General features: G+C 64.3%; 19 protein-coding genes. 14 read left to right on the top strand and 5 right to left on the bottom strand.

Annotated elements, in window-relative coordinates:
• Positions 1-9 precede the first annotated feature (9 nt).
• Positions 10-384: a nitroreductase family deazaflavin-dependent oxidoreductase gene (locus MSTE_RS12760; protein WP_030093388.1), complete on the bottom strand. Its 375-nt coding sequence runs from the start codon at positions 382-384 to the stop codon at positions 10-12.
• Between the two features lie 221 nt (positions 385-605).
• On the opposite strand from MSTE_RS12760, the gene hisD reads away from it, so the two are divergent.
• The 8 genes from hisD to hisI are packed head-to-tail and all read left to right on the top strand — an operon-like array spanning position 606 to position 6,963.
• Complete coding sequence (hisD, locus tag MSTE_RS12755; protein WP_096505817.1) at positions 606-1,907, top strand: histidinol dehydrogenase; 1,302 nt, start codon at positions 606-608, stop codon at positions 1,905-1,907.
• Complete coding sequence (locus tag MSTE_RS12750; RefSeq protein WP_096501683.1) at positions 1,904-3,037, top strand: histidinol-phosphate transaminase; 1,134 nt, start codon at positions 1,904-1,906, stop codon at positions 3,035-3,037. Before hisD ends, MSTE_RS12750 begins: the two co-directional genes overlap by 4 nt.
• On the top strand, positions 3,034-3,657 hold the full coding sequence (gene hisB / locus MSTE_RS12745) for an imidazoleglycerol-phosphate dehydratase HisB (RefSeq protein WP_096501681.1): 624 nt from the start codon (positions 3,034-3,036) through the stop codon (positions 3,655-3,657). Before MSTE_RS12750 ends, hisB begins: the two co-directional genes overlap by 4 nt.
• Positions 3,654-4,304 carry an imidazole glycerol phosphate synthase subunit HisH gene (gene hisH / locus MSTE_RS12740; RefSeq protein ID WP_096501679.1) on the top strand — a complete coding sequence of 217 codons (651 nt, stop codon included), beginning with the start codon at positions 3,654-3,656 and terminating at the stop codon, positions 4,302-4,304. Before hisB ends, hisH begins: the two co-directional genes overlap by 4 nt.
• Positions 4,301-5,032, top strand: coding sequence for a bifunctional 1-(5-phosphoribosyl)-5-((5-phosphoribosylamino)methylideneamino)imidazole-4-carboxamide isomerase/phosphoribosylanthranilate isomerase PriA (priA, locus tag MSTE_RS12735; protein ID WP_030093383.1), 732 nt, complete (start codon positions 4,301-4,303; stop codon positions 5,030-5,032). The genes hisH and priA overlap by 4 nt, the downstream gene beginning before the upstream one ends.
• Before the next feature lies 1 nt (position 5,033).
• Positions 5,034-5,840, top strand: a complete 807-nt coding sequence (locus MSTE_RS12730; RefSeq protein ID WP_096501677.1) for an inositol monophosphatase family protein — start codon at positions 5,034-5,036, stop codon at positions 5,838-5,840.
• The gene (gene hisF / locus MSTE_RS12725) at positions 5,837-6,610 is read left to right on the top strand and encodes an imidazole glycerol phosphate synthase subunit HisF (protein WP_096501675.1); all 774 of its coding nucleotides are present in this window, start codon (positions 5,837-5,839) and stop codon (positions 6,608-6,610) included. The genes MSTE_RS12730 and hisF overlap by 4 nt, the downstream gene beginning before the upstream one ends.
• Positions 6,607-6,963: a phosphoribosyl-AMP cyclohydrolase gene (gene hisI / locus MSTE_RS12720; RefSeq protein ID WP_096501673.1), complete on the top strand. Its 357-nt coding sequence runs from the start codon at positions 6,607-6,609 to the stop codon at positions 6,961-6,963. Before hisF ends, hisI begins: the two co-directional genes overlap by 4 nt.
• On the opposite strand, the gene MSTE_RS12715 is transcribed toward hisI, so the two are convergent.
• The 4 genes from MSTE_RS12715 to MSTE_RS12700 all read right to left on the bottom strand — a co-directional run bounded on the left by MSTE_RS12715 (position 6,937) and on the right by MSTE_RS12700 (position 11,282).
• The gene (locus MSTE_RS12715; protein WP_096501671.1) at positions 6,937-7,395 is read right to left on the bottom strand and encodes a peroxiredoxin; all 459 of its coding nucleotides are present in this window, start codon (positions 7,393-7,395) and stop codon (positions 6,937-6,939) included. The two genes, hisI and MSTE_RS12715, sit on opposite strands and share 27 nt — an antisense overlap.
• A gap of 10 nt (positions 7,396-7,405) precedes the next feature.
• Positions 7,406-7,834 (bottom strand): HIT family protein, encoded by a 429-nt coding sequence (locus tag MSTE_RS12710; RefSeq protein WP_096501669.1) that lies wholly within the window; start codon positions 7,832-7,834, stop codon positions 7,406-7,408.
• Between the two features lie 167 nt (positions 7,835-8,001).
• Positions 8,002-10,842: an MMPL/RND family transporter gene (locus MSTE_RS12705; RefSeq protein ID WP_096501667.1), complete on the bottom strand. Its 2,841-nt coding sequence runs from the start codon at positions 10,840-10,842 to the stop codon at positions 8,002-8,004.
• Positions 10,839-11,282: an MmpS family transport accessory protein gene (locus MSTE_RS12700; protein WP_096501665.1), complete on the bottom strand. Its 444-nt coding sequence runs from the start codon at positions 11,280-11,282 to the stop codon at positions 10,839-10,841. The genes MSTE_RS12705 and MSTE_RS12700 overlap by 4 nt, the downstream gene beginning before the upstream one ends.
• A 380-nt stretch (positions 11,283-11,662) precedes the next feature.
• Between MSTE_RS12700 and MSTE_RS12695 the strand changes: the two genes are divergently transcribed.
• From MSTE_RS12695 to trpA, 6 genes are all read left to right on the top strand, one after another.
• Positions 11,663-12,154, top strand: coding sequence for a MarR family winged helix-turn-helix transcriptional regulator (locus MSTE_RS12695; RefSeq protein ID WP_057969098.1), 492 nt, complete (start codon positions 11,663-11,665; stop codon positions 12,152-12,154).
• Between the two features lie 67 nt (positions 12,155-12,221).
• A complete protein-coding gene (locus MSTE_RS12690; RefSeq protein ID WP_096505815.1) occupies positions 12,222-13,757 on the top strand; it encodes an anthranilate synthase component I in 1,536 nt (511 codons plus the stop codon).
• Positions 13,750-14,382, top strand: a complete 633-nt coding sequence (locus MSTE_RS12685) for a TIGR02234 family membrane protein (protein ID WP_096501663.1) — start codon at positions 13,750-13,752, stop codon at positions 14,380-14,382. Before MSTE_RS12690 ends, MSTE_RS12685 begins: the two co-directional genes overlap by 8 nt.
• Positions 14,383-14,476: 94 nt before the next feature.
• Positions 14,477-15,295: an indole-3-glycerol phosphate synthase TrpC gene (gene trpC, locus MSTE_RS12680; RefSeq protein WP_030097721.1), complete on the top strand. Its 819-nt coding sequence runs from the start codon at positions 14,477-14,479 to the stop codon at positions 15,293-15,295.
• 39 nt (positions 15,296-15,334) lie between these two features.
• Positions 15,335-16,609, top strand: a complete 1,275-nt coding sequence (gene trpB / locus MSTE_RS12675) for a tryptophan synthase subunit beta (RefSeq protein WP_096501661.1) — start codon at positions 15,335-15,337, stop codon at positions 16,607-16,609.
• Positions 16,606-17,394 (top strand): tryptophan synthase subunit alpha, encoded by a 789-nt coding sequence (gene trpA, locus MSTE_RS12670; protein ID WP_096501659.1) that lies wholly within the window; start codon positions 16,606-16,608, stop codon positions 17,392-17,394. The genes trpB and trpA overlap by 4 nt, the downstream gene beginning before the upstream one ends.
• The last annotated feature ends 33 nt before the right edge of the window (positions 17,395-17,427 follow it).

Here is a 17,427-nt window from a genome sequence, read left to right as displayed (position 1 = left end):
GATGAATATCTACTGGGCGATATCGGCGACGAACACTCCCGCGCGCTTGTTCACCTGGCGGGTCGCCCGGGTCAGTCCCGGATCTCCTTGGCCCTGCTCCACGATGCGCGGGTTGATCACATGAATCTGCTTGCCCCGGAAGAGCGTGATGTCGGCACCGCCGGCGGCGATCACGTTCTTGGTCCAGTTGGTCTTGCCGTGAATCAGTCCGATGGAGAGGACATTGCCTTTGCGGAATGCATTCACGGTGGTTTCGTACTTGGCGCCCGAGGTGCGGCCGAAGTGCGTAACGGTGGCGAATGAAGGCAGAAAGCGTGCGATAGGCGCCATGAGCGGGTTTATGAACTTGATCTGAGCTCGCTCAAGCCAGTCAGGCAGAAGCATGGGCACGCCGGGCTGATGGTTTGCTGACATCGATGATCCGATCGTTGTGGGTCGGTGCGGTGTTTCGTGGACGAGTCTAGTTAGACGTGCGTCACACACAACCGGTGACTGCGTGGTAAATGGTGTTGAGCAGCTCTGGGAGAATGGCGGATGTGACCGACGGACCCACCCCAGCAGATGCTCTTGGTGCAGGCGGCGCAACGCTGCTTCGCCGTATCGACATGCGTGGTGCAAGCCTGTCCCCGTCCCATCTGCGCTCTGCGCTCCCGCGAGGCGGAACCGATGTCGACGCCGTGCTCCCGACGGTGCGGCCGGTCGTCGAAGCGGTCCGAGACCGCGGCGCCGAGGCGGCACTTCAGTACTGCGCCGAGTTCGATGGCGTTCGCCCCGAGACCATTCGCGTGCCGGCGGCTGAGCGGGAGCGCGCCTTCGCCGAACTGGACCCCGCGGTGCGCGACGCACTCGAGGTGGCCATCCTGCGCGCGCGGGCGGTGCACGCCGATCAGCGCCGCCAGGACACGGTGACCACCGTCGCCGACGGCGCCACCGTCACCGAGCGGTGGGTGCCCGTCGAACGCGTGGGCTTGTACGTTCCCGGCGGCAACGCCGTGTACCCGTCGAGCGTCGTGATGAACGTCGTGCCGGCGCAGACGGCCGGAGTCGGTTCCCTCGTCATCGCGTCACCGCCGCAGGCGCAATTCGGTGGGCTGCCCCACCCGACGATTCTCGCGGCGGCGCAGTTGCTTGGAGTCGAGGAGATCTGGGCGGTCGGCGGTGCGCAGGGTGTCGCGCTACTGGCCCATGGTGGCGTCGACACCGATGGCGGCGAGCTCGCTCCGGTCGACATGATTACCGGGCCCGGCAATATCTACGTGACCGCGGCCAAGCGGTTGTGCAGGTCGCTGGTGGGGATCGATGCCGAGGCAGGCCCCACCGAGATTGCCATCCTCGCCGACGAGACGGCAGATCCGGTGCATGTGGCCGCGGATCTGATCAGCCAGGCCGAACACGATGTGTTGGCGGCAAGCGTGCTCGTCACCACGAGTGAAAAACTGGCCGATGCGGTGGTGAAAGAGACCGCCGCACAGCTGGAGACGACGGTGCATGCCGAACGTGTCACCGCGGCGTTGACCGGCCCTCAGTCGGGAATCGTTCTCATCGACGATCTCAGCGCCGGAATCAAGGTTGTGAATGCCTATGCGGCCGAGCACCTGGAAATTCAAACTGCCGATCCTGTGCCCGTGGCCGCACGCGTGCGCAGTGCCGGCGCGATCTTCCTGGGTCCGTGGTCGCCGGTAAGCCTCGGCGACTACTGCGCCGGATCCAATCACGTACTGCCCACCGCCGGGTGTGCACGGCACTCCAGTGGGCTGTCCGTGCAGACCTTCCTGCGCGGCATCCACATCGTGGATTACACCGAGGCTGCTCTCAAAGAGGTTTCCGGGCACGTGATCACGCTTGCCAACGCAGAGAATCTGCCTGCGCACGGTGAGGCCGTTCGGCGCAGGTTCGAGCGATCATGAGCGATCTGATCGGAGGCGCGGCCCGGCTGGAAGACTTGCCGCTGCGGGACAGCCTGCGTGGCAAGAATCCCTACGGCGCACCGCAGTTGACCGTGCCGGTGCGGCTGAACACCAACGAGAATCCGCACGAACCATCGGACGGCTTGATCGAGGACGTCGCCGTGTCCGTTCGCGAGGTGGCCGCGGAATTGCATCGATACCCAGACCGGGATGCGGTGGCCCTGCGCACGGATCTGGCGGCATACCTGACCGAGCGCACGGGTGTGCCAGTCGCTGCCGAGAATGTTTGGGCGGCAAACGGTTCCAACGAGATACTGCAGCAGTCACTGCAGGCCTTCGGCGGGCCCGGGCGCAGCGCGTTGGGCTTCACGCCGTCGTATTCGATGCACCCGATCATCTCCGATGGAACCCAGACGGAATGGTTGCAGGCTCAGCGTTTGGAGGACTTCTCGCTCGACGTCGGCGCTGCAGTCGAGGCGATTCGAACGCGTCAGCCCGATGTCGTCTTCGTGACGAGCCCCAACAACCCGACGGGGCAGTCGGTTCCGCTGCAGGACTTGCGGCAGATTCTCGACGAGGCTCCGGGCGTGGTGATCCTGGACGAGGCGTACGGCGAGTTCTCTTCGGCGCCGAGCGGAATCACGTTGATCGACGAGTATCCGACGAAGCTGATCGTGAGCCGCACCATGAGCAAGGCCTTCGCCTTCGCCGGTGGGCGGCTGGGGTATCTCGCGGCGGCACCGGCGGTCATCGATGCGCTGCTGTTGGTGCGACTGCCGTACCACCTCTCCGTGCTCACCCAAGCGGCCGCGCGTGCCGCGGTGAAACATGGCGCCGAGACCCTCGGCAGTGTCGCGACGTTGGTCGCCGAACGTATTCGGGTATCGGAAGCGTTATCGGCCAGCGGATTCGAGGTCATTCCCAGTGACGCGAACTTCGTGCTGTTCGGCCGATTCACCGATTCGGCCGCGAGCTGGCAGCGTTATCTCGACGCGGGTGTTCTCATCCGGGATGTCGGCATTCCGGGATTTCTGCGCGTCACCATCGGGTTGGCGAGCGAGAATGACGTGTTCTTGAAGGTCAGCGACAATCTGGCTGCGACGGACCTAGAGAAAGGTGCGCCCTCATGACGGCATCGGCGTGGAATCGGGTGGCACGCGTGGCGCGCGCCACCCGCGAGTCGGACATCGTGGTGGAACTGAACCTGGACGGCACCGGCCAGGTGCACATAGACACCGGGGTGCCGTTCTTCGACCACATGCTCACGGCCCTCGGTACACACGCAAGTTTCGATCTGACGATCACGGCCAAGGGTGATACCGAGATCGAGGCGCACCACACCGTGGAGGACACGGCCATCACTCTCGGCCAGGCGCTCGCCGAGGCACTGGGCGACAAGAAGGGAATTCGCCGCTTCGGGGATGCCTTCATCCCCATGGACGAGACCCTGGCCCACGCCGCGGTAGACGTGTCCGGCCGACCGTACTGTGTACACACCGGCGAGCCGGATCACCTGCTGCACACTACGATCGCGGGCTCTTCGGTTCCGTACCACACCGTCATCAATGCGCACGTGTTCGAGTCGTTGGCGCTCAACGCACGGATCGCGCTGCATGTGCGCACGCTGTACGGCCGCGACCCGCACCACATCACCGAGGCACAGTACAAGGCTGTCGCCCGAGCGCTGCGCCACGCGGTGGAGCCCGATCCCCGGGTTACCGGTGTGCCGTCGACTAAGGGCAGCCTGTGACCGGTGCTGGACCCAAAGTCGTTGTCCTCGACTACGGTTCGGGCAATCTGAGATCCGCTCAGCGCGCGCTGGAACGGGTCGGGGCCGATGTCACGGTGACCGCCGATGCCAACGCGGCGCTCAACGCCGACGGTCTTGTCGTGCCCGGAGTAGGTGCTTTCGCGGCCTGTATGGAAGGACTGCGCGGTATCGACGGTGAGCGGATCATCGACGTGCGGCTGTCCGGGGGTCGCCCGGTGCTGGGTATCTGCGTGGGTATGCAGATCCTGTTCAGCCACGGCATCGAATTCGGTGTCGACGCCGAGGGCTGTGGTCAGTGGCCCGGAGTGGTCAGTCGCCTGGATGCGCCGGTGATCCCGCACATGGGCTGGAACACCGTCGACGCGCCAGCCGAATCGGATCTGTTCGCGGGCCTGGACGCCGATACGCGTTTCTATTTCGTGCACTCATACGCCGTGCAGAAATGGGAGCTGGAAACGCCCGTCGACTCACCGATCGTGAAGCCGTTGGTGACCTGGGCGACCCATCACGTGCCATTTGTCGCGGCGGTGGAGAATGGGGCACTTGCTGCGACTCAGTTCCATCCGGAGAAGAGTGGCGATGCGGGGGCCGTGTTGTTGAGCAATTGGGTGAAGGGAATCTCTTGAGTCTCGTTCTATTACCGGCGGTTGATGTCGCCGACGGTCAGGCAGTGCGCCTCGTGCAGGGCAAGGCGGGCAGCGAAACCACCTACGGTTCACCCCGCGATGCGGCTTTGGCGTGGCAGAACGACGGTGCCGAGTGGGTGCATCTGGTGGACCTGGATGCGGCCTTCGGTCGTGGTTCCAATCGTGAGCTGCTGGCACAGGTGGTAGGCGAGCTCGATGTGAAAGTAGAGCTTTCCGGTGGCATCCGCGATGACGAGTCTTTGACGGCGGCCCTGGCGACCGGCTGCGCCCGAGTGAATCTCGGTACCGCCGCGCTGGAGGATCCGCAGTGGTGTGCCTCCGCGATCGCGCGCCACGGTGAGCGTGTGGCCGTGGGGCTTGACGTCCAGATCGTGGACGGTGAGCACCGGCTACGGGGCCGCGGCTGGGTCAGCGACGGCGGAGATCTCTGGGAGGTACTGGAACGTCTGCGCGGTCAGGGGTGTTCGCGCTACGTCGTCACCGACGTGACGAAGGATGGCACTTTGACCGGTCCGAACCTTGAGCTGCTGGCGCAGGTCGCGGGTGTGGCGAACGCACCCGTGATCGCCTCGGGCGGGGTGTCGAGCCTGGATGACCTGCGTGCCATCGCGGAACTGACCGGGGCCGGCATCGAGGGCGCGATCGTCGGAAAGGCCCTTTACGCGGGCCGTTTCACCCTGCCGGATGCACTGGCTGCCGTCTCCTGACATGCCTGATCTGAATGCGTTGGTAGCCGAGGCGTCCGTGATTCTGGACGTGGCGGCGCGGCGCTTCGTGTCCGGGCACGGTGCCGATGGCGTCGTATTCAAGGGCGGCAAGGACTTCGCCACCGAAGAGGATCTGGCCATCGAGCGGATGGTCGTGGAAGCGCTTACCGACCGCACCGGAATCGGTGTGCACGGCGAGGAATTCGGTGGGCCGGCAGTGGATTCTGGACTGGTTTGGGTGGTGGATCCCATTGACGGCACCGTCAACTATGCGGCGGGTTCGCCGATGGCGGCGATTCTGCTGGGGTTGCTCTCCGATGGGGTGCCGGTGGCGGGATTGACCTGGCTGCCGTTCATGGGAGACCGGTACACCGCTGTCGCGGGTGGCCCGCTGGTGCGCAACGGAGTTGCGATGCCGCCGTTGCCACGCACCGATCTGGCAGATGTGGCAGTGGGACTGGGCACGTTCAACGTTGATTGGAAGGGGCGGGTACCGGGTCGCTACCGCCTGGCAGTGGTGGAGAAGCTGAGCCGCATCACCTCTCGCCTGCGGATGCACGGCAGCACCGGGATCGATTTGGCGTTTACGGCGGGCGGGATACTGGGCGGCGCGGTGAGTTTCGGCGCGCATGTGTGGGATCACGCCGCGGGTATCGCACTGGTCGAGGCCGCGGGCGGTCACGCGACGGATCTGCGCGGCAATCCATGGACCCCCGAATCACCATCGGTACTGGTGGCCGCGCCCGGTGTGCACGAACAGATCCTGGAAGTGCTGGCCGAGGTCGGGGATCCGGAGGACTACCGATGAGTGTTGCTACCCGTGTCATTGCCTGCCTTGACGTCGACGATGGTCGCGTGGTCAAGGGCGTCAACTTCGAAAACCTCCGTGACGCAGGCGATCCGGTTGAGCTCGCGGCCGCATATGACGCCGAGGGCGTCGATGAACTGACCTTCCTCGATGTCACGGCTTCATCGGCGGGTCGGGCGACCATGTTGGATGTGGTGCGTCGCACGGCCGAGCAGGTGTTCATTCCGTTGACGGTGGGCGGCGGTGTGCGATCGGTGGAAGACGTCAATGTGCTGCTGCGGGCAGGCGCGGACAAGGTCGGCGTCAACACCGCGGCGATCGCACGTCCGGAGTTGTTGGCCGAGCTGGCACAGCGGTTCGGCTCACAGTGCATCGTGCTGAGCGTGGATGCGCGCCGGGTCCGCGCGGGTGACGTGCCGACGCCGTCCGGGTGGGAGGTCACGACCCATGGCGGCCGCAAGGGCACCGGGATAGATGCGATCGAATGGACAAGGCGGGGAGCTGAATTGGGCGTGGGGGAGATCCTGCTCAATTCCATGGACGCGGACGGCACCAAGGCGGGGTTCGATCTTCCGATGATCGCCGCCGCGCGTGCAGCGGTTGACGTTCCCGTGATCGCCAGCGGCGGAGCCGGTGCCGTTGACCACTTCTCACCCGCGGTCAAGGCCGGCGCCGACGCGGTGCTGGCGGCCAGTGTCTTCCATTTTCGGGAACTGACCATCGCCGAGGTGAAGGCGGCGATGGCCGCGGAAGGGATCACGGTGCGATGAGCGAGCTGGATCCCGGGATTGCCGATCGCCTGAAACGCGACGCGGCCGGCCTGGTCACCGCAGTGGTGCAAGAGCGCGGCACCGGCACGGTGCTGATGGTGGCGTGGATGAACGATGAGGCGTTGGCGCAGACCCTTGCGACGCGGCGCGGGACGTACTTCTCGCGATCCCGGCAGCGTCTATGGGTCAAGGGCGAGACATCCGGCCACACCCAGTACGTGCACGCGGTGCGGCTGGACTGCGACGGGGACACTCTGGTGCTGGAAGTCGACCAGACCGGACCGGCGTGCCACACCGGTGCCCACAGTTGCTTCGATGCCGACGTGTTACTTGCGGGCGCGGAGGAACTCTAGGGCCTTGTCGGCGTGCGCGTTCATGTTGAGCTCGCTCGCGAAGACTTCGAGGATCGTCTTGTCGGTGCCGATGACGAACGTGGTCCGCTTCACCGGGGCCAGCTTGCCCAACAGGCCGCGCTTGACGCCGAAGGCCGACGAGACCTTACCGCCGGTGTCCGAGAGCAACGGGTAGTCGAACTTGCGCTTGTCGGCGAAGTCGGCCTGCTTGTCTACCGAGTCGACGCTGATGCCGACGCGTGAGGCACCGACTTCCTTGAATTCACTTGCCAGATCGCGGAAGTGGCATGCCTCGGCGGTGCAGCCGGGGGTATTGGCTGCGGGATAGAAGAACAGCACGACGGGCCCGTCGACCAGGAGCGCGGAGAGGCTGCGAGTCGTTCCGGTCTGGTCCGGAAGTTCGAAGTCGGCGACACGATCACCAGGTTTCATGAGTCGAACGCTACGCCAGCGCGTTGGACAGCCGGTTTCCCAGGGCAGTGATCGTGAAGGCGTCACCGCGGATGCCCGGTGCCCATGGCAGCCCGAGCCGGTCTTTGGACTTGGCGGCATATCGTGGAATCACGTGCAGATGGAAGTGGAACTCCGTCTGCCATGCGTGGGCGCCGCAGCAATTCAGCAGATTCACCCCATCGGCGCCGAGTTCGGAAACGACCGCTTTGGCTATCCGCTGGGCCGCCACCGCAACAGCGCTCAGGTCCTCGGCCGGGATCTCGAGGAGGTCCTTGCTGTGCCGCTTCGGAACGACCAGCAGATGGCCGTCCGAACCCGGATTGATATCCATGAAGGCGTATGTGTCGGCATCCTCTGCCACCCGCACGCCAGGAACTACACCGGAGACGATTCCGCAGAACAAGCATTCATCGGGCACCGCCTCAGGCTAAAGGCGTTGACGTATCGAATGTATGTTCGATACGGTCGAACGGTCTGGAGTCCTTCGACGTGATGAGGTGCGGCATGCCATCGAAGAATGTGACGGTGTTCCTGCCCGGTGGCGTGGTGTGGGAGATTAGCTGGAACGTGTATCGACGAGCCAGGTCAATGAGTGGCCACAGTCGTTTCCCTGTACTGGGCAGGTGCTGGACGCGAACGGATGATGCGCGGCCACCAGAACAGCGGACCGAGCAGCCGGGCGATCGCGGGAGTGATGAACGATCGCACGATGAGCGTGTCCAGCAGCAGGCCAAGCCCGATAATGGACCCCAGCTGGCCGACCGACAACAGGTCGCTGGAGAGCATGGCCATCATCGTCGTTGCGAACACGATGCCCGCGGTGGTGACCACCTTGCCCGAGTTCGCCACCGCTCTGATCAAACCTGTGTTCAACCCGGCTTTGCTTTCCTCCAGATAGCGGGCGATCAGTAACAGGTTGTAGTCAGATCCCACGGCCACCAGGATGATGAAGGTGATGGGCAGGTTCAACCAGCTCAGCGGTATGCCCAGGAAATGCTGCCAGACCAGCACCGAAAGGCCGAAGGCGCCGGAGTACGAGAACGCCACCGTACCGATGATGACCAATGCCGCGACCACACTGCGGGTGATCAACAGCATCACCAGGAAGATCAGCGCGAACGCCGCGATCGCCGCGATCAGGAGGTCGGTCTTGGTGGCGTCCTGGATATCCCAGTACGTTGCGGCCGCACCCCCCAGATAAACCCGCGAACCGGCCAGCGTCGTTCCCTTCAGCGCTTCCTTGGCTGCCGGCAGGTAGGCCTGTGCGTGGTCGATGCCTTCCTCGCTCAGCGCTTCACCGTCGTGATAGATCATGTAGCGCGCGGACTTCCCGTCCGGTGACACGAAGTACTTCAGGTCGATCTGGAAGTACGGATTGTCGAAGGCTTCGGGCGGCAGGTAGAAGAACTCGTCGTTCTTGGAGCTGTCGAAGGCGTGCCCGAGATCCATCATCTGGCGGCCCAGCTCGTTCAGCTGCGTCAGCATCGGTCGCATGGTGCTCTGCTCGGTGAGCACCACTTTGCGCATGTTGTCCAGTTCGGCGGCGCTCTTGCCGATGACCTGGACCAGCTGTGGCGTGACGGCGTCCTGAATCATCGCGGCCTTGAGGCTGTCATCGACCGCATCGGTCATCGAATCGACCTGGCCGGTCATATCGAACAGCGATCTCATCGCCCAGCACATGGGGATGTCGGCGCAGTGCGGTTCCCAGTAGAAGTAGTTCCGCAGCGGCCTGAACTGATCATCGAAGTTGGCCAGGGTGTCCCGCATGCTGACGGTGACGTCCTTCAACTCCTGTGCGCCCTTGAGCGAGATATGCGCCGAGTCGGCCTGCTGTCCGGTCAGTTCCTGCTGCTGGCGCATCAGCGCGGCCATGCGATCGGTGATATCGGCCATCTGGGTGAACCGATCGGTGAGATCGGTAAGGAACGGGATCAACTCATTGATCTTGGTTCCCATCGTCCCCATCGTGTAGGTGAAGGACGAATGCTCCAGTGGTGTGCCCAACGGCCTGGTGACACTCTGGATCATCGCGACCCCAGGCGTGTGGAACACCTCTCGCGCCACCTTGTCCAAGGCGATCATGTCCGTGGAATTGCGCATGTCGTGGTCGGATTCGATCATGAGCATGTCGCTGTTGAGCTTGCTCACCGGGAAATGCCGGTCGGCGGCCGCATATCCCTGGTTCGCCGCCACGTCGTCGGCTATGTATATGCGGTCGTTGTAGTTGGGCCGATACGACGGAAGCGTGATCGAACCGATCATCACCACGACACTGCTCACGACGAGGATGCGTCCGGGCCACCGCACGGTCACGGTGCCCACCTTGCGCCAAATGCCGGCGCTGGCTTTGACTTTCGGTTCGAATACTCCAAAGCGGCTGCCGAGTGCCAGCACCGCGGGCCCGAAGGTAAGGGATGCCGCGACCGCCACGAGAGTCGCGGCCGCGCAGGGGAGGCCCATCGTGTTGAAGTAGTTGAGGCGGGTGAATTGCAGGCAGAATGTCGCGCCGGCAATGGCCAGGCCCGAGCCCAGGATGACGTGGGAGACGCCTCTGACCGCGGAGTAATAGGCGGTTTCGCGATCTTCGCCGGCGTGACGCGCCTCCTGGTACCTACCGATCAGGAAGATTGCATAGTCGGTTCCGGCGCCCAGGATCAACGACACCAGGATGTTCGACGCGAACACCGAGATGCCGATCAGCTTGTGATAGGCGAGGAAGGCGACAACGCCTCGCCCGCAGGACAGTTCCACCATCACGATCAGTAGTGTCAGCAAAGCCGTTGCGACGGAACGATAGACGATGAGCAGCATCACCGTGATGATGACGATGGTCACGTACATCAGGCGGATCATGCTTTGGTTGCCCACCTGGAGCATGTCGGTTGACAACGGGGCGGACCCGGAGACGTAGACCTTGACCCCGTTGGGGGGCTGGACTTCGGCGACCAATTCGCGCACGGCACGGATCGATTCGTCCGAGACTGTCGAACCTTGGTCACCTGCGACGCGCACGAGCGTGTAGGCGGCCTGACCGTCGGAGCTCTGCACGCCCGCGGCAGTGGTGCCCTGGCCCCACAGATTCATGACGTATTGGACGTGCTTCTTATCGTTTTCCAGCTTGCTTGCCAGTACGTCGTAGAACTTGTGGTCGGCGTCATTCAGCTTGTGATCACCCTCCAGGATGACCATCGCCAGGCTGTTGCTGTTGGATTCCTTGAACGATTCACCGATGTGAATCAAGGCTTTCGAGGACGGCGCATCGAGCGGCACCAAGGGGCCCTGATTCGCGTCGGTGACCGGCTCGAGCTGCGGCACCACGGTATTGATCACGATGGTGAACGCCAACCAGGCGAGCACTACGAGTATCGAGTACTTACGAATTGCCTTGGCGAAGCGCGGTTTCTGGGCAGAGTGTGCGCTCATGCGGAAAGCACCTGGCACCAGACACCGGCGTGCTCACCGGTCGCGGTGTGCTCCGAACGCACCAATCCGTCAACGGTGATGCGGCAGCCCACGTTTCGACCGGCGACCTGCGCGGTGATGTCTCCGGTCGCGGTCGTCAAGACGGTCGTTTCGGTGTGTGTCCAGGGCAATCCGGTGAGTTCGATATCGACGGGTCTGTTGTCGGTATCCCAATAGCTCACCCGTGCCCAGCCCCCGTAGTCGCCGTACACCTCGTAAACGATGTTCTTGGGATTGAACTGGACGACGGCGAAGTTGCCCCCAGGGCTGTGGGTTCGATCCTGCGAGCCGAACACCCCATGCGCGAATTTGATGGCCAACCCGGCGACGAGAAGTATGACGATCGCTATTGCGGGTAACCAGATCTTGCTGACCACACGACGGCTTCTGGAAACGCTCATGGCTGCACCTTTCGAGGATCAAGACCAGCGGGGACCCGCAACATCCGGGGGCATCGGCGTGCCTCATTGCCTGCCGAGCGGTGTGGAACGTGGCCGTCACGCATGACGGCCGATGAGCCTCGCGCTCGATTCGTCCCGGCCGTGTGACGGTTGGCGAGAGTAGGAAAACGCGCTCATGCATGACAGATACTATACAAGTTATGTATTAGGTGTGGATCTCGCTGATGAGATCCATGTCTCAGGAGCCGGCGTGGGTGATCGAGGAATAAAATGACCGCACCGCGGGCGTATGTTGCCGAGCTCGCCGATGGTGACGCTCCGATTTCGATAGCCTGGGCCCCGATCCGCGTTTATCCGGCACACCTGGACCGAGAGGCATGATGGCTGTCCACGAGAGTTCGATCACCACCCGTGACTGGACGCTGAACAGGCCGGAGCTCGACACATCGCCGATGGAGGTCATCGGCTCGCTCAAGCGCGCGTCGGGATTGCTCGCCCGGTTGCTCGAGCCTCTCTATGCGACCGCGGCCATCGCCGAGCCCGAGCACGACGTTCTGGTGGTGCTCCGGCACCGCAAGGGGCCGGTGATCGCGCGCCATGTCGCTGAGGAGCTCGGTGTATCGCAAGCGTGGGTGAGCAGAATGCTGCGCAAGCTGGAAGAGCGTGGATACGTACGCCGGGAAGCCAACGCCAACGACCGCCGTGCCGCGATCATCAGCATGACCGACAGCGGGCGGTCGGTCGTGGACGAATTGTTCCCCGAGCGGCTGCGTATCGAAGCCGAGGCCCTGGCCGGACTCGGGGACGAGCGTGCCTCGGTCGTCGCGGGCCTGGAGCGACTCGTCGCGACCCTCAAGGCATACGAAGGTTAAGTCCGCATACCGCTGACGCTGGCGGCATGGCCGAATCCGTTGGCGGGGGTCTGGGAGAATGGCACGCATGCATAGCACCGTCAGTGGCGCCGCGACCACGACCATGGAAGAGTTCAACGCCCTGGCGGCGGTGCATCGGGTGGTGCCGGTGACCCGAAAAGTGTTGGCAGACAGCGAGACGCCGCTCTCCGCCTACCGCAAGCTGGGTGCCAACCGGCCCGGCACCTTTCTGCTTGAATCGGCGGAGAACGGGCGGTCATGGTCGCGCTGGTCCTTCATCGGCGCGGGATCGCCCTCGGCTCTGACGGTCCGGGACGGTCACGCCGCCTGGCTCGGGGCCAGCCCGGAGGGAGCTCCCGGCGGCGGCGATCCGCTCGATGCGTTGCGGGCCACGATGGACCTGCTGGCAGGTCAAGCGCTGTCGGACCTCCCGCCGCTGTCCGGTGGCATGGTCGGTTTCCTGTCCTATGACATCGTCCGGCGGCTGGAGCGACTTCCGGAGCAGACAACAGATGATCTGGGGCTGCCGGATCTGCTGCTCCTGCTCGCCACCGATATGGCGGCCGTCGATCACCACGAAGGCACCATCACGCTCATCGCCAACGCGGTGAACTGGGATGACACCCCGGAGCGTGTGGCCGAGGCCTATGACGGCGCGGTCGCACGACTCGATGTGATGACGGCGGCACTGGGTCAGCCGTTGCCGTCGACTGTTGCGCATTTCGATCGTCCGGCACCCGTGTATCGCAGCCAGCGCACTGTGGAGGAGTACAGCGCGATCGTCGACAAACTCGTCGGCGAGATCGAAGCCGGCGAGGCATTCCAGGTGGTGCCGAGCATGCGCTTCGAAATGGAGACCGACGTCGACCCGTTGGAGGTGTACCGCATCTTGCGGGTCACCAATCCGAGCCCATACATGTATCTGCTGCATGCGCCGGATGCCGATGGTGGGACGGCTTTTTCGATCGTGGGATCTAGTCCGGAGGCGCTGGTCACCGTCAAGGACGGAGTGGCCACCACCCATCCGATCGCAGGAACGCGTTGGCGCGGCGCAACCGAGGAGGAAGACACCTTGCTCGCCAAGGATCTGCTCGCCGATGAGAAAGAGCTCTCCGAGCACCTCATGCTGGTCGATTTGGGCCGCAACGATCTCGGACGCGTGTGTACGCCGGGCACGGTGCGGGTCAGCGATTACAGCCATATCGAGCGCTACAGCCACGTGATGCACCTGGTCTCAACGGTGTCTGGATCGCTGGCGGACGGCAAGACGGCATTGGACGCCATCACCGCATGTTTCCCCGCGGGAACGCTGTCGGGGGCGCCGAAGGTGCGCGCCATGGAACTCATCGAGGAAGTCGAGCTGACTCGCCGCGGGCTGTACGGGGGAGTGCTGGGATACCTGGACTTCGCCGGAAACGCCGATTTCGCCATCGCGATCCGAACCGCGCTGTTCAAAGACGGGCGTGCCTACGTGCAGGCCGGTGGGGGCGTGGTGGCCGACTCCACGGGTGAGTACGAGTACAACGAGGCCAGGAACAAGGCCACCGCGGTGCTCAATGCGATCGCCGCGGCCGAAACCCTCACGGGCGCCGCGGATGTCTGATCCGGCTCAGCCGCGTTCGGGCCGCAAGCGGCTGGCCACCGGCGCCGGATTGCTCCTGATCGCAGCGGGTGGGCTGTGGGGCGCCTCAAAGTTCACCTGGGTGCGCCTGCGTTCCTTCGACGGTTTGGGGGAGCCGCGAACGATTCTGGTCTCCGGCGCCGACTGGTCGGCGGCCCTGGTCCCGCTGGCGGTCGCCCTGGTCGCTGCGGCGATCGCCACGCTGGCCATCCGCGGATTGGCCCTGCGGATCTTGGCGGTCCTCGTCGCGGTGATCGGCGCCGGCGCGGCGTATCTGGGGATCAGCCTCTGGGCCGTTCGTGATGTCGGGCCGCGTGCCGCAGACGTCAAAAACGTCCCGGTATCCACACTGATCGGGGCCGACCGGCTCTCCGGCGGAGCCACAACCGCCGTGGTGGCCGCGGTGGTGGTCGTGCTGGCCGCCATTACGCTCCTGCGGGCCGCACGGGGCGTCGCGGACACGAAATACCAGACCCCGGCTGCGCGACGCTCTGAGAGTGCGGATCTGGGAGAAAAGAAGCAGAGCGCGCGGGTGATGTGGGACAGCTTGGACGACGGACAGGACCCCACCGTCGGTCCGGCCGAGCGTTCGTCCGGCCCTACCTGACCCGGTTTTCTTGTGTGAGCCTCGAACGGCTACCCTTCTGTGAAGTTCGAGCGTGTAGGCGCGGGGGCGCCGCAAGAAGGGAATCGTCGAGGTCATGAGTTCGGGAACCGTACTCGATTCGATCCTCGATGGCGTGCGCGCTGATGTCGCGGCTCGCGAAGCCGTTGTCGATCTGGCCACCGTGAAGGCGGCCGCCAAAGCAGCGCCCAAGCCACTCGATGTCATGGCCGCGCTGCGCGAGCCGGGAATCGCCGTGATCGCCGAGGTCAAGCGGGCCAGCCCGTCGCGTGGCGCGCTTGCCGATATCAGCGATCCCGCAGAACTCGCCAAGGCCTACGAGGATGGGGGAGCACGGATTATCAGCGTGCTCACCGAGGGCCGGCGGTTCCACGGAAGCCTCGATGATCTGGACTCGGTACGCGCTGCCGTATCAGTTCCTGTGTTGCGCAAAGACTTTGTGATCAGTCCGTATCAGATCCACGAAGCGCGGGCACATGGCGCCGACCTGATCCTGCTGATCGTTGCGGCGCTGGAACAGACCGCACTTGTTTCGCTGCTCGATCGCACCGAGTCGCTCGGGATGACCGCGCTGGTGGAAGTGCACACCGAGGAAGAGGCTGATCGTGCGCTGTCCGCCGGCGCATCGGTTATCGGCGTCAACGCCCGCGACCTGAAAACTCTTGAGATCGACCGGGATTGCTTCTCGCGTATCGCGCCGGGGCTGCCCAGCGGCATCATCCGTATTGCCGAGTCCGGTATTCGTGGGACGGCCGACCTGCTGGCGTATGCCGGTGCGGGTGCCGACGCCGTTCTGGTCGGTGAGGGACTGGTTACCAGTGGCGATCCGCGCGGAGCCGTCGCCGATCTGGTGACCGCGGGCACGCATCCGTCCTGCCCCAAACCGGCTCGCTAGACGATGCCCGCCAGTCTTTCCGCAAGCGGTTCATCCAATATGAAAAACACCGGCCTGCCGCAGATGAGCGCTGCGATCGCCGAGCCCACCGCGCATGATCCCGATGGTCGCGGGCACTTCGGTCCGTACGGCGGCCGGTATGTGGCCGAGGCCCTGATGGCCGTCATCGAAGAAGTGACGGCCGCATACGAGAAGGTCAGGTCCGACCGTTCGTTCCTCGACGAGCTCGACCGGTTGCAGACGCACTATGTGGGCCGACCGTCGCCACTGTACGAGGCCGAACGCCTCAGCGCCCACGCCGGTGGTGCACGTCTGCTGCTCAAGCGAGAAGACCTGAACCACACCGGTTCCCACAAGATCAACAACGTCCTCGGTCAGGTCCTGCTGGCCAAGAGGATGGGCAAGACACGCGTCATCGCGGAGACTGGCGCGGGACAGCACGGAGTGGCCACCGCCACCGCGTGTGCTCTTCTGGGCCTCGAGTGCGTCATCTACATGGGCGCCGTCGATACTGCACGCCAGGCACTCAATGTCGCGCGAATGCGGCTGTTGGGATCGACCGTGGTGGCTGTGGAATCGGGGTCGAAAACCCTCAAGGACGCGATCAACGACGCCATGCGCGACTGGGTGACCAACGCGCACAACACCTACTACTGCTTCGGTACCGCGGCTGGCCCACACCCCTTCCCGGTGATGGTTCGCGATTTTCAGCGCATCATCGGCATGGAGGCGCGGGCGCAGGTACTCGATCAGGTCGGCAGATTGCCCGACGCGGTAGTGGCCTGTGTCGGCGGTGGCTCGAATGCGATCGGCATTTTCCACGCGTTCATCGACGACCCGGCGGTCCGGCTTGTCGGATATGAGGCCGCCGGTGACGGTGTCGAAACCGGAAGGCATGCCGCCACATTCACCGGCGGCACCCCCGGAGCCTTCCAGGGCTCCTACTCGTATCTGTTGCAGGACGAGGATGGTCAAACCATCGAATCCCATTCGATCTCAGCGGGTTTGGATTACCCCGGGGTGGGTCCCGAACATGCCTGGCTGCGTGAGACCGGGCGTGCCGACTATCGCCCGGTGACCGACAGCGAGGCCATGGATGCCTTCTTACTGCTTTCTCGCGCCGAGGGCATCATCCCTGCCATCGAATCGGCACACGCCGTCGCGGGCGCACTCAAGCTCGGAGCCGAGTTGGGCGAAGGCGCGGTGATCGTGGTCAACCTGTCCGGGCGCGGGGACAAGGACGTCGAGACCGCGGCCAAGTGGTTCGAGCTCTTGGACAAGAACGACGCGGACCAGAATGGGGCCGGGGCATGACGCAGTCGGGCCGCCTGACCGAGGTCTTCGACAAGTGCCGTGCCGAGGGGCGTGCCGCACTCATCGGGTATCTGCCCAACGGCTATCCGGACCTGGGCACCTCGATCGAACTCATGACCACCCTGGTGCAGGGCGGATGCGACATCATCGAGGTCGGAATCGCCTACTCGGATCCGATGATGGACGGCCCGATGATCGCCGCCGCCGCGGAAACCGCGCTCACCAACGGTGTTCGGGTAGCCGACGTCTTCACCACGGTCCGCGCCATCACCGATGCCGGCGGCCATGCCGTCGTGATGTCGTACTGGAATCCGGTGCTGCGGTACGGAGTTGAGGCGTTCTCGCGCGACCTCGCCGCAGCGGGAGGCCTCGGAATCATCACACCCGATCTGATCCCCGATGAGTCCGAAGACTGGATCGCGGCCTCCGATGCTCATGACCTGGACCGCATCTTCCTGGTCGCACCCTCGTCGACGCCGGAAAGACTCGAGAAGACGATCGGCGCATGCCGGGGATTCGTCTACGCGGCCTCCACCATGGGTGTCACCGGTGCCCGTGATGCGGTGTCGAATGCCGCTCCCACGCTGGTGGGCAGGGTTCGCGAGGTCTCCGATATCCCGGTGGGGGTCGGTCTTGGCGTGCGTTCCGGTGCCCAGGCGGCCGAGATCGCCGCGTATGCCGACGGCGTCATCGTGGGCTCGGCGTTGGTGGCGGCCGCCCCGCAAGGTGCAACCGCCGTGCGTACCCTGACTGAAGAGTTGGCTACCGGAGTCCGAAGGACCTGAGCCCAGGGATGACAGGAAAAACAGGGACAACAC

This window comes from [Mycobacterium] stephanolepidis (assembly GCF_002356335.1).
Taxonomy (GTDB): domain Bacteria; phylum Actinomycetota; class Actinomycetes; order Mycobacteriales; family Mycobacteriaceae; genus Mycobacterium; species Mycobacterium stephanolepidis.
Note: the sequence above shows the minus strand (reverse complement) of the source record. Positions and strands in the feature narration are given on the sequence as shown.

Coding starts and splice junctions, on each gene's coding strand:
- MSTE_RS12760 (WP_030093388.1), bottom strand. CDS start 384: ATGCTTCTGCCTGACTGGCTTGAGCGAGCTCAGATCAAGTTCATAAAC.
- MSTE_RS12700 (WP_096501665.1), bottom strand. CDS start 11,282: ATGAGCGTTTCCAGAAGCCGTCGTGTGGTCAGCAAGATCTGGTTACCC.
- hisF (WP_096501675.1), top strand. CDS start 5,837: ATGAGTGTTGCTACCCGTGTCATTGCCTGCCTTGACGTCGACGATGGT.
- trpC (WP_030097721.1), top strand. CDS start 14,477: ATGAGTTCGGGAACCGTACTCGATTCGATCCTCGATGGCGTGCGCGCT.
- MSTE_RS12750 (WP_096501683.1), top strand. CDS start 1,904: ATGAGCGATCTGATCGGAGGCGCGGCCCGGCTGGAAGACTTGCCGCTG.
- hisB (WP_096501681.1), top strand. CDS start 3,034: ATGACGGCATCGGCGTGGAATCGGGTGGCACGCGTGGCGCGCGCCACC.
- MSTE_RS12695 (WP_057969098.1), top strand. CDS start 11,663: ATGGCTGTCCACGAGAGTTCGATCACCACCCGTGACTGGACGCTGAAC.
- MSTE_RS12715 (WP_096501671.1), bottom strand. CDS start 7,395: ATGAAACCTGGTGATCGTGTCGCCGACTTCGAACTTCCGGACCAGACC.
- MSTE_RS12690 (WP_096505815.1), top strand. CDS start 12,222: ATGCATAGCACCGTCAGTGGCGCCGCGACCACGACCATGGAAGAGTTC.
- trpA (WP_096501659.1), top strand. CDS start 16,606: ATGACGCAGTCGGGCCGCCTGACCGAGGTCTTCGACAAGTGCCGTGCC.
- hisD (WP_096505817.1), top strand. CDS start 606: ATGCGTGGTGCAAGCCTGTCCCCGTCCCATCTGCGCTCTGCGCTCCCG.
- MSTE_RS12685 (WP_096501663.1), top strand. CDS start 13,750: ATGTCTGATCCGGCTCAGCCGCGTTCGGGCCGCAAGCGGCTGGCCACC.
- trpB (WP_096501661.1), top strand. CDS start 15,335: ATGAAAAACACCGGCCTGCCGCAGATGAGCGCTGCGATCGCCGAGCCC.
- hisI (WP_096501673.1), top strand. CDS start 6,607: ATGAGCGAGCTGGATCCCGGGATTGCCGATCGCCTGAAACGCGACGCG.
- MSTE_RS12705 (WP_096501667.1), bottom strand. CDS start 10,842: ATGAGCGCACACTCTGCCCAGAAACCGCGCTTCGCCAAGGCAATTCGT.
- MSTE_RS12730 (WP_096501677.1), top strand. CDS start 5,034: ATGCCTGATCTGAATGCGTTGGTAGCCGAGGCGTCCGTGATTCTGGAC.